General features: G+C 35.4%; 4 protein-coding genes. All 4 read right to left on the bottom strand.

Translation table 11 applies throughout. The features are described from left to right. Nucleotides 1-21: 21 nt before the first annotated feature. Nucleotides 22-312 (bottom strand): hypothetical protein, encoded by a 291-nt coding sequence (locus tag ACIQ1E_RS14115; RefSeq protein WP_396172012.1) that lies wholly within the window; start codon nt 310-312, stop codon nt 22-24. Between the two features lie 9 nt (nt 313-321). Then, nucleotides 322-1,182 carry a YicC/YloC family endoribonuclease gene (locus ACIQ1E_RS14110; RefSeq protein ID WP_396172010.1) on the bottom strand — a complete coding sequence of 287 codons (861 nt, stop codon included), beginning with the start codon at nt 1,180-1,182 and terminating at the stop codon, nt 322-324. 90 nt (nt 1,183-1,272) lie between these two features. Next, nucleotides 1,273-2,172: a DMT family transporter gene (locus ACIQ1E_RS14105; protein WP_396172009.1), complete on the bottom strand. Its 900-nt coding sequence runs from the start codon at nt 2,170-2,172 to the stop codon at nt 1,273-1,275. After that, nucleotides 2,165-2,521 carry an arsenate reductase family protein gene (locus ACIQ1E_RS14100; RefSeq protein WP_396172007.1) on the bottom strand — a complete coding sequence of 119 codons (357 nt, stop codon included), beginning with the start codon at nt 2,519-2,521 and terminating at the stop codon, nt 2,165-2,167. The genes ACIQ1E_RS14105 and ACIQ1E_RS14100 overlap by 8 nt, the downstream gene beginning before the upstream one ends. Nucleotides 2,522-2,738 lie beyond the last annotated feature (217 nt).

The raw sequence follows: 2,738 nt of genomic DNA, 5'->3' as shown, positions 1-2,738 counted from the left end.
GCATCTTCCTTAAATCGCTTGTTAAATGTTATTGAATTCACACCTATAAATTTCTCCCTTGTACTCATTTGACAAAGGTAATACTATTTTCGTTTTTGGGCGGCCTAAACGCCTATACCTATTTCCTTTTATTCCAATATTTGTACTGTCAACAAAACTTTCTCTTAAAACTATTTCAGTAATTTCTTTAACACTATCCTTTTTAACAATTTTACTCTCTTCTTTTTTTGCTAGAATTAAACTCTTTTTTTCTTTTGGGTTATTGCATCCAAAAGCCAAAAAAAGAAAAAATAAAATCGTATAATTTTTCATTGGTTTGATTTACAACACATTCAAAACCTGTTCCTTAATCTTTTCCAATTCATCCTTCATCATCACGACCAATTTTTGCATTTGTGCGTGATTTGATTTGGAGCCCATTGTGTTGATTTCGCGTCCCATTTCTTGGGTGATGAAACCTAGTTTTCGACCATTAGCTTCCGTTCCGTTGATCGTTTCCAGGAAATAATCAAGGTGATTGGTCAAACGAACTTTTTCTTCGGTAATGTCTAATTTTTCTAGGTAATAAATCAATTCTTGTTCGAAACGATTTTCGTCTACATTGACTTTTAACTCGGAAATTGCGGTTTGCAAACGGTCTTTAATCGCCTGAACACGTTCTGGATCAAGAGCCAAAGCGTCATTCATATATTGACGAATGTTGCCAATGCGCAGCTGGAATTCTTTTTCCAAGGAAGCACCTTCATCTTTTCTAAAGTCTCCAATATAATCCAAAGCTTCCATAATCACTTTCTGAATTTCCGACCAATCATTTTCGTCGATTTCTTCTCTTTCGGTTTTTAAAGTGTCGGGCATTCTGATGGCCATTTTCATCAATTCGGTTTCTTCTGCATAAGGATTTACTTCGCGCAATTGATTGATGTAGGCTTTCACAATCGGTACGTTTACTTTCGTCGAAGTTTGTTCGGCGGTACTTTCGATAAAGATCGAAAAATCCACTTTTCCTCTTTCGAGTTTCAAAGCAATTTGGTTGCGCAAACCTAGTTCCATTTCTCGGTAAGACGAAGGCATTCGGACGCTTAAATCCAAACCTTTGCTATTCAAGGATTTTACTTCAACCGTAATTTTTTTGGTTGGCAATTGCAAAGTAGCTTTGCCAAATCCAGTCATTGATTGTATCATATATTTTTCTAAAAGAATTCAAAGATAAGAAAAAAAGCCCCTAACCGCAAAGGTGGAATTTAAACAACTTATGAATTCCCCCTTTTGGGGTTAGGGGGCTTTCTGCGTTACCAAATATACGCCTGCAAATATCAAAATTGCCGAAATGATTTTAACTAAAGTCAGCTCGTCTTTTCCTAAACCAATGGCAAAAATAGTGGCAAAAAACGGCTGTAAATAGATAAAGACAGCCACGGTTGTTGGTTTTAGTTCTTTCATCGAAAGCAAATTGAGTAAATAGGTCAGGAAGGTCGAAAAAACAACTACAAAACCTATTTTCCAATAAATGTCAGTTGGCATTATTGACCAATCTACAACAGATAACTCGTTCCAGCCAAAGGGCACAATCATTACAAAACCTATGAGATACACCCATTTTACAAAATTGAATGCGTTGTATTTTGCCATCAATTTTTTGACCAAAACCAAGTACAAGCCATAGGAAATTGCATTGGCAAACACCAGAAGATTTCCTAAACTAGCTTGGGGTTCGCTTTTGATTGATTTTCCGTAAAGAATGAGTACAGAGGTTCCAATTAAGCCTAGAACGAGTCCAAAAACCATTCGTTTTTGAATGCGTTCTTTCATTATTATGGCAGAAAGCACCAGTACAATCATCGGTGTAGAAACCATAAGTACGGAGGTAGAAATGGGAGAAGTCAAACTTAGACCTTTGAAAAAGCAAAGCATATTTAGCGTCACTCCAAAAAATGCTGCTGCAATAATGCGAGGGAAATCGGCACGATCTATTTTTTCGGCACGAACTTTTTCCGGAATTCTAGCAAAAAGCCAAGACAACCAAAACAAAACGGTGGCACCACCTACCCGAATTATCAAAAAACCATAGGCTCCGATGTGTTTTGGCATTACATCTTTGGCAATGGTAAATGTCATTCCGTAAAAAATGGAAACTAGGGTCGCGGCAATAATGGCAAGAGTTCGTTTAGACATTCGATAGTGCTTTCATTACTTGAAGCATATTTTGTTGGCTGTTGCCAATATAAATTGTACCGTCAATAATAAAAACGGGTCGGCTCAAAAAAGTGTAATGTTCCAAAATGTATTTTTTGAAATCAGCTTCGGTCAAGGATTTATTTTTTAAATCCATTGATTTGTAAAGTTGTGCTTTTTTGCTAAAAAGCGCTTGGTAACTTCCAGCAAGACGTTGCATTTCTTCTAATTCTTCGATTGTAATTGGGTCTTGTTTGATGTCGTGAAAAATCAAATTATGTCCATTAGGCAAAGACTTAATGATTTTTCGGCAAGTATCGCAAGAAGCGAGATAATATATTTTATTCATAATAGTAAAGACAATTTCTTTGTACAAAGAAAATTCATTTACAACGGAAAATGAGTATTTTTAGCAAAAATTTAAAACTTAAAAAAATAAGGTAACTAATCAGTCTCAAATATAGGGATTTTATTTCATGTCAAAATGACGTGAAATAAAATTCGAATTCATGCCACATAGTCATTGGATTTATTAGGTGAATCTTTTTATATTTTGTACTTTCATG

Source organism: Flavobacterium sp. (assembly GCF_044348915.1).
In the GTDB taxonomy this organism is placed as follows: domain Bacteria; phylum Bacteroidota; class Bacteroidia; order Flavobacteriales; family Flavobacteriaceae; genus Flavobacterium.
The sequence above is the reverse complement of the archived record's forward strand: the minus strand, read 5'-3'. Positions and strand labels throughout refer to the sequence as shown.

What these genes read in the sequence shown, in the direction of transcription:
- ACIQ1E_RS14115 (WP_396172012.1), bottom strand. Translation starts at nt 312, where the DNA reads ATGAAAAATTATACGATTTTATTTTTTCTTTTTTTGGCTTTTGGATGC.
- ACIQ1E_RS14110 (WP_396172010.1), bottom strand. Translation starts at nt 1,182, where the DNA reads ATGATACAATCAATGACTGGATTTGGCAAAGCTACTTTGCAATTGCCA.
- ACIQ1E_RS14105 (WP_396172009.1), bottom strand. Translation starts at nt 2,172, where the DNA reads ATGTCTAAACGAACTCTTGCCATTATTGCCGCGACCCTAGTTTCCATT.
- ACIQ1E_RS14100 (WP_396172007.1), bottom strand. Translation starts at nt 2,521, where the DNA reads ATGAATAAAATATATTATCTCGCTTCTTGCGATACTTGCCGAAAAATC.